General features: G+C 66.5%; 5 protein-coding genes and 1 pseudogene. 5 read left to right on the top strand and 1 reads right to left on the bottom strand.

Features of this window, described 5'->3' with window-relative positions; translation table 11 throughout:
- A partial coding sequence (gene secA, locus ACRDUX_RS32740) for a preprotein translocase subunit SecA (RefSeq protein ID WP_526420332.1) occupies nucleotides 1-2,532 on the top strand: 2,532 nt, incomplete at its 5' end.
- A 6-nt stretch (nucleotides 2,533-2,538) separates the two neighbouring features.
- On the opposite strand, the gene ACRDUX_RS32745 is transcribed toward secA, so the two are convergent.
- Nucleotides 2,539-3,048 (bottom strand): Rv3235 family protein, encoded by a 510-nt coding sequence (locus tag ACRDUX_RS32745; protein WP_526420340.1) that lies wholly within the window; start codon nucleotides 3,046-3,048, stop codon nucleotides 2,539-2,541.
- A gap of 186 nt (nucleotides 3,049-3,234) precedes the next feature.
- Here ACRDUX_RS32745 and ACRDUX_RS32750 point away from each other — a divergent pair, with 186 nt between their 5' ends.
- The 4 genes and pseudogenes from ACRDUX_RS32750 to ACRDUX_RS32765 all read left to right on the top strand — a co-directional run.
- Entirely contained in the window at nucleotides 3,235-4,644 is a 1,410-nt protein-coding gene (locus ACRDUX_RS32750; RefSeq protein WP_526420334.1) for a WS/DGAT/MGAT family O-acyltransferase, read from the top strand.
- Between the two features lie 24 nt (nucleotides 4,645-4,668).
- Complete coding sequence (gene ppk2, locus ACRDUX_RS32755; protein WP_526420336.1) at nucleotides 4,669-5,517, top strand: polyphosphate kinase 2; 849 nt, start codon at nucleotides 4,669-4,671, stop codon at nucleotides 5,515-5,517.
- Between the two features lie 18 nt (nucleotides 5,518-5,535).
- Nucleotides 5,536-6,036: a DUF6912 family protein gene (locus ACRDUX_RS32760; protein ID WP_526420338.1), complete on the top strand. Its 501-nt coding sequence runs from the start codon at nucleotides 5,536-5,538 to the stop codon at nucleotides 6,034-6,036.
- A gap of 98 nt (nucleotides 6,037-6,134) precedes the next feature.
- Nucleotides 6,135-6,329, top strand: a pseudogene (locus tag ACRDUX_RS32765) (ferredoxin reductase); the annotation flags it as partial.

The raw sequence follows: 6,329 nt of genomic DNA on the forward strand, positions 1-6,329 counted from the left end.
ACGCTGACCTGTGTTTTGCCCGCCTACCTGAACGCGCTTTCGGGCAACGGCGTCCACGTCGTGACGGTCAACGACTACCTGGCCAAGCGCGACAGCGAGTGGATGGGTCGCGTGCACCGCTTCCTCGGCCTCGACGTCGGCGTGATCCTGGCCCAGATGACGCCGGACGAGCGCCGGGTGGCATACGCCGCCGACGTCACCTACGGCACCAACAACGAGTTCGGCTTCGACTACCTCCGCGACAACATGGCGCACACGGTCGAGGACATGGTTCAGCGCGGGCACAACTACGCCGTCGTCGACGAGGTCGACTCGATCCTGATCGACGAGGCCCGGACCCCCCTGATCATCTCCGGGCCCGCCGACGGAGCCTCGAACTGGTACGTCGAGTTCGCGCGGTTGGCGCCGCTGATGGAGAAGGACGTCCACTACGAGGTCGACATCCGCAAGCGGACCGTCGGCGTGCACGAGGTCGGGGTCGAGTTCGTCGAGGATCAGCTCGGTATCGACAACCTGTACGAGGCCGCCAACTCGCCGTTGGTCAGCTACCTCAACAACTCGCTGAAGGCCAAGGAGCTGTTCTCGCGCGACAAGGACTACATCGTCCGGGACGGCGAGGTGGTCATCGTCGACGAGTTCACGGGCCGCGTGCTCGTCGGCCGCCGTTACAACGAGGGTATGCACCAGGCGATCGAGGCTAAGGAACACGTCGAGATCAAGGCCGAGAACCAGACGCTGGCGACGATCACGCTGCAGAACTACTTCCGCCTCTACGACAAGCTCTCGGGTATGACGGGTACCGCCCAGACCGAGGCGGCCGAGCTGCACGAGATCTACGGTCTCGGCGTCACCTCCATCCCGACCAATCGGGACATGATTCGCACCGACCAGTCCGACCTCATCTACAAGACCGAGGAAGCCAAGTACATCGCCGTCGTCGACGACGTCGGCGAGCGGTATGAGAAGGGGCAGCCGGTCCTCATCGGCACCACCAGCGTGGAACGCTCGGAGTACCTGTCGAAGCAGTTCACCAAGCGCCGGATCCCGCACAACGTGCTGAACGCCAAGTTCCACGAGCAGGAGGCGAACATCATCGCCGAGGCGGGCAGACGCGGCGCCGTCACCGTCGCCACCAACATGGCTGGCCGCGGCACCGACATCGTGCTCGGCGGCAACGTCGACTTCCTCGCCGACACGCGCCTGCGCGACCGTGGCCTCGATCCGGTCGAGACGGCCGAGGAGTACGAGGCCGCCTGGGACGAGGCCCTGGCCCAGGTCAAGGCCGAAGCCGACACGGAGGCCAAGGAAGTGATCGAGGTCGGCGGCCTCTACGTGCTTGGCACCGAGCGACACGAATCACGCCGCATCGACAACCAGCTGCGCGGCCGTTCGGGTCGCCAGGGCGACCCCGGCGAATCGCGGTTCTACCTTTCTCTCGGCGACGAGCTGATGCGGCGCTTCAACGGCGCGACCCTCGAGTCGTTGCTGACCCGGCTCAACCTGCCCGAGGACGTGCCCATCGAGGCCAACATGGTCACCAGGGCGATCAAGAGCGCCCAGACCCAGGTCGAGCAGCAGAACTTCGAGGTCCGCAAGAACGTCCTCAAGTACGACGAGGTGATGAACCAGCAGCGCAAGGTGGTCTACGCCGAACGCAGGCTCATCCTCGAAGGTGAGAGCGTGCAGGAACAGGCCAAGCAGATGGTCGAGGACGTCATCGTCGCCTACGTCGACGGCGCCACCGCAGAGGGCTATTCGGAGGATTGGGATCTCGCTGCGCTCTGGGAGGCGCTCAAGATGCTCTACCCGGTGGGCATCGACCACCACGACCTCATCGACTCCGACACCGTCGGCGAGCCCGACGAGCTGACCCGCGACGAGTTGCGCGACGCGCTCGTCGAGGACGCCCGCCGCGCGTACGCGGCGCGGGAAGCGGAGTTGACCGAGATCGGTGGCGAGGGCGCCATGCGGCAACTCGAGCGCAGCGTGCTGCTGACCACCATCGACCGCAAGTGGCGCGAACACCTCTACGAGATGGACTACCTCAAGGAGGGCATCGGCCTGCGCGCCATGGCGCAGCGCGACCCGCTCGTCGAGTACCAGCGCGAGGGCTTCGACATGTTCAAGGGCATGCTCGATGGGTTGAAGGAGGAGTCCGTCGGGTTGCTGTTCAACGCCCAGGTTCAGGCCGCACCCGCCGCTCCCTCGACCCAGGTCGGGGCCGCTGCCGCGCCGCCGAACCTCGCGCAGTTCGCCGCCGACGCCGCCGCAAAGGCCCGCGAGCTCGAGGCCGACGGATCGGTCGCGACCGAGGAGCGGGCTCCGCAGCCGGTTCCGGCCTTGCGCGTCAAGGGCATCGACGACGAGAAGGCCCCCCCGATGACGTACTCCGGCCCAGCCGAGGATGGTTCGGCAGAGGTACAGCGCGGCGGTGGGGGCCGGCACGCGGCCCCGACCGGCGGATCCCGCCGGGAGCGACGCGAAGCCGCTCGCAAGCAGAGCCGTGGCGGCCCCAAGGCACGCCGAGGCTGACAGGCCTCAGCCGATCTGCAATGCGACGACGAGCCAGCGCCCCTTGACGAGTTCGACTCGGCAGGCGATGGCGCGCACGCGCCGGCCGCGCGTATAGGTCGCGAACACCTCTGCGGCAGTTGCCTCGCCGTCGACGACGGCCGCCGAACGTAGTCGCACCCGTCGCAGGACGGCAGCACCCTCCGGCGAGGTGGTCCGGGTGAGACTGGCAACGGCATCGAAGAGTGTCGGAGCGAGGAGTGGCCGAAGCTGCACCACGGGACGGCGTCTATCCGTCACCTCGAGGACCCGGCGCAGCGCGGCGTCGGCGAAAACGGCTGCAGCGCGCGGTGGTAGGAGTTCGTGGGGCCGCGCCCTGGCAGCCGCGACGGCGGGTACCGACCGCAACGGTCGCGGGGTGTGCCGGTGCAGCGCGGCCGGCGACGGCGGCGGGCACGCACTCACCGGAAATGCCCCGACGGGCGGCGGCTCGTAGTCCACGACCGGCGAGGTGAATGAGGTGCGTTGAATCGGCATGCGTGATGCGGTCACGGTTGTTCTCCAGCGGTCGGGGCGAAAAGGACGACATCTGCTGGAGAGTCGCAGATGCATCAATGATCCCACGGTCCGAGGACACTGCCGAGCACCCGTGATGCGGCATGCCAGATTCGCCGGATACGGTGACGGTGTTCAGACGTTGAGCCGGGGGGAGGTTACGCCGTCATGGCAACGAGACTGTCGGCGCCCGACGCGTCGTTCTTCCACCTCGAGAACACGTCGACACCGATGTACGTCGGTTCACTGTCGATCCTTCGCAAGCCGCGCAGCGGGCTCAGCTACGAGACCCTCCTCGAGACCGTGGAGCAGCGCCTGCCCCAGATTCCGCGCTACCGGCAGAAGGTGCGCGAGGTGGTCCTCGGCCTCGCGCGACCGGTATGGATCGACGACCGCGAGTTCGACATCACCTATCACATCCGCCGGTCCGCGCTGCCGTCTCCTGGCAGCGATGCCCAGTTGCAGGACCTCGTCGCTCGGCTCGGATCGCGGCCGCTCGACAAGTCCCGCCCGCTATGGGAGATGTACCTGGTCGAAGGGCTGGCCAAGAACCGGATCGCGATCTACACCAAGTCGCATCAGGCCCTCGTCAACGGCATGACGGCACTCGAGATCGGCCACGTCATCGCCGACCGAACGCAGAGGCCGCCCGAGTTCGGCGAGGACATCTGGATTCCGGCGCGCGAGCCGAGCGACACCAGACTCGTCCTCGGCGCCGTCGGCGAGTTCGTCGCCCGTCCCGGTACCCAGCTCGCGGCCGTGCGGTCCGCGGTCTTGGAGTCGGTGACCAACACGGGGCAACTCGTCGACGTTGGACGTCGGTTCGCCGACGTCGCGCGAACGCTGGCGCGTGGCACCGCGCCAAGCAGCCCGCTCAACACCACCGTCTCGCGCAACCGCCGGTTCACCGTCGCCAGTCATCAGCTGGACGACTACCGCAGGCTGCGGTCGCGTTACGACTGCGACGTCAACGACGTCATCCTCGCCGTGATCGCAGGCGCATTGCGCAACTGGCTGATGTCGCGCGGCGAACCGGTGACCTCGACGACCACCGTGCGCGCGATGGTCCCCATGTCGGTGTATCCCGATGCGGAGCTGGACGTGGCGGGGCCGGGGCAGGCGATCAGCGAGGTGTGGCCGTTCCTGATCGATCTCCCCGTCGGGGAGGGCAACGCGGTGGTGCGGCTGTCGCAGATCGCCCACGCGACGGAATCCCATTCGACCGCGGCGAGCCTCGTCGACGCGCGGAGCATCGTGACGCTGTCCGGATTTGCGCCACCGACGTTGCACGCCATGGGAACTCGAGTTGCCACCAGCTTCTCTGCGCGCCAGTTCAACCTCCTGATCACCAACGTGCCCGGTGCCCAGAAGCAGATGTACGTCGCGGGAACCAAGCTGCTGGAGACCTATTCGGTGCCGCCACTGTTGAACAAGCAGGTCCTCGCGATCGGCGTGACGTCCTACAACGGCATGCTGTACTTCGGCATCAACGCCGACCGTGACGCGATGAGTGACGTGGACATGCTGCCGACGTTGCTGCGCGAGACGCTCGACGAATTGCGCGAGGCAGCGCAGTAAGCCCGCTCGCACTACGATTCGTCGATGAGCAAGAGCAAGTCGGCGAAGGACTCGAAGAAGTCCAAGAAGTCCAAGATCCCGAATGACGTCTACGAGGCCGAACTATTCCGTCTCCAAACGGAATTCGTGAAACTTCAGGAGTGGGCGCGACATACCGGGGCTCGTATCGCGGTGATCTTCGAGGGGCGAGATGCCGCGGGCAAGGGCGGCACCATCAAGCGCATCACCGAGTACCTCAGCCCGCGCGTGGCCCGGATCGCCGCACTGCCGGCGCCCACTGACCGCGAGCGTGGCCAGTGGTACTACCAGCGTTACATCGCGCAGCTGCCTGCGAAGGGCGAGATCGTGCTGTTCGACCGGTCCTGGTACAACCGGGCCGGCGTCGAGCAGGTGATGGGATTCTGTACGCAGCAGGAACATACGCTGTTCCTGCGCCAGACGCCGGTGTTCGAGCAGATGCTCCTCGAGGACGGCATCCTCCTTCGCAAGTACTGGTTCTCGGTGTCCGACGACGAGCAGTTGCGCAGGTTCAAGTCGCGCCTCGACGATCCCGTCCGCCAGTGGAAGCTCAGTCCGATGGACCTCGAATCGGTGTACCGGTGGGAGGACTATTCGCGGGCCAAGGACGAGATGATGGTGCACACCGACATCCCCCAGAGTCCGTGGTACGTCGTCGAGTCGGACGTCAAGAAGCACGCCCGGCTCAACATGATGAGCCACCTGCTGTCCACCATCGACTACCACGAGGTCGACCACCCCAAGGTGGAGCTGCCGGAGCGGCCGATCCTGAGCCACGGGTACGAGCGGCCATCGCGATCGTCGTCGACCTACGTCGACGACCATGTCGCCACGTTGATGGGGGACCGTGAGTAGGACAGCTACTCTCGCGTAGTGCGTGTCTACATCCCGGTGACTCTGGCCATGCTGCAGCGCCTCGTCGCCGATCAGTCGATGCACGCCTTGAGCGGCACGGCGTTCGCGGTCACTCCGACGTTGCGCGAGTCCTACGCAGAAGGCGATGACGACGAGCTCACCGAGGTCGCGCTGCGCGAGGCGGCAATGGCGTCGCTGCGCCTGCTGGCTGCCGAGGACCAGACAGGCGGGCTTCCGTTGCGGCGTGCAGTGCTCGTCGCGGAGGTCGACGGCGCGAAGGCCCGGCCCGATCTCGATGATGCGGTCGTGCGGCTGGCCGGCCCGATCGGCGTCGCCGACGTGATCGCCGCCTACGTGGACAACGCTGCGGCCGAACCCGCCGTCACGGCTGCTGTCGAGGTGGTTGACCTGGCGGATCTCGGCGATGAAGACGCCGAACTCACCGTCGGCGATGCGCAGGATCACGACCTGGCCTGGTACGCCACCCAGGAGCTGCCGTTCCTGCTCGAATTGCTCTGAGCACTAGAAACGCCCCCGTAAGTTACGGTACCGTAGGTTAGATCCGACAGGCCCCAGACTCCGGCCCGGAACTCGTGACACAGCGATCAGGAGCCTTCATGGCGAAGAACGAAATCAAGGTCTCCGCCCGCTTGGCCGACACCGTCCGACCCACCCCGGCCGGTGCCGAGCGGCATCCCGGTTGGCACGCACTTCGCTCGGTCGCCGAGCGCATCACCACCCCACTGTTGCCGGACGACTATCTCAAGTTGGCCAATCCGCTGTGGTCGGCCCGCGAGCTGCGTGGCCGCGTG

Source organism: Mycobacterium sp., from assembly GCF_050701675.1.
GTDB lineage: Bacteria > Actinomycetota > Actinomycetes > Mycobacteriales > Mycobacteriaceae > Mycobacterium.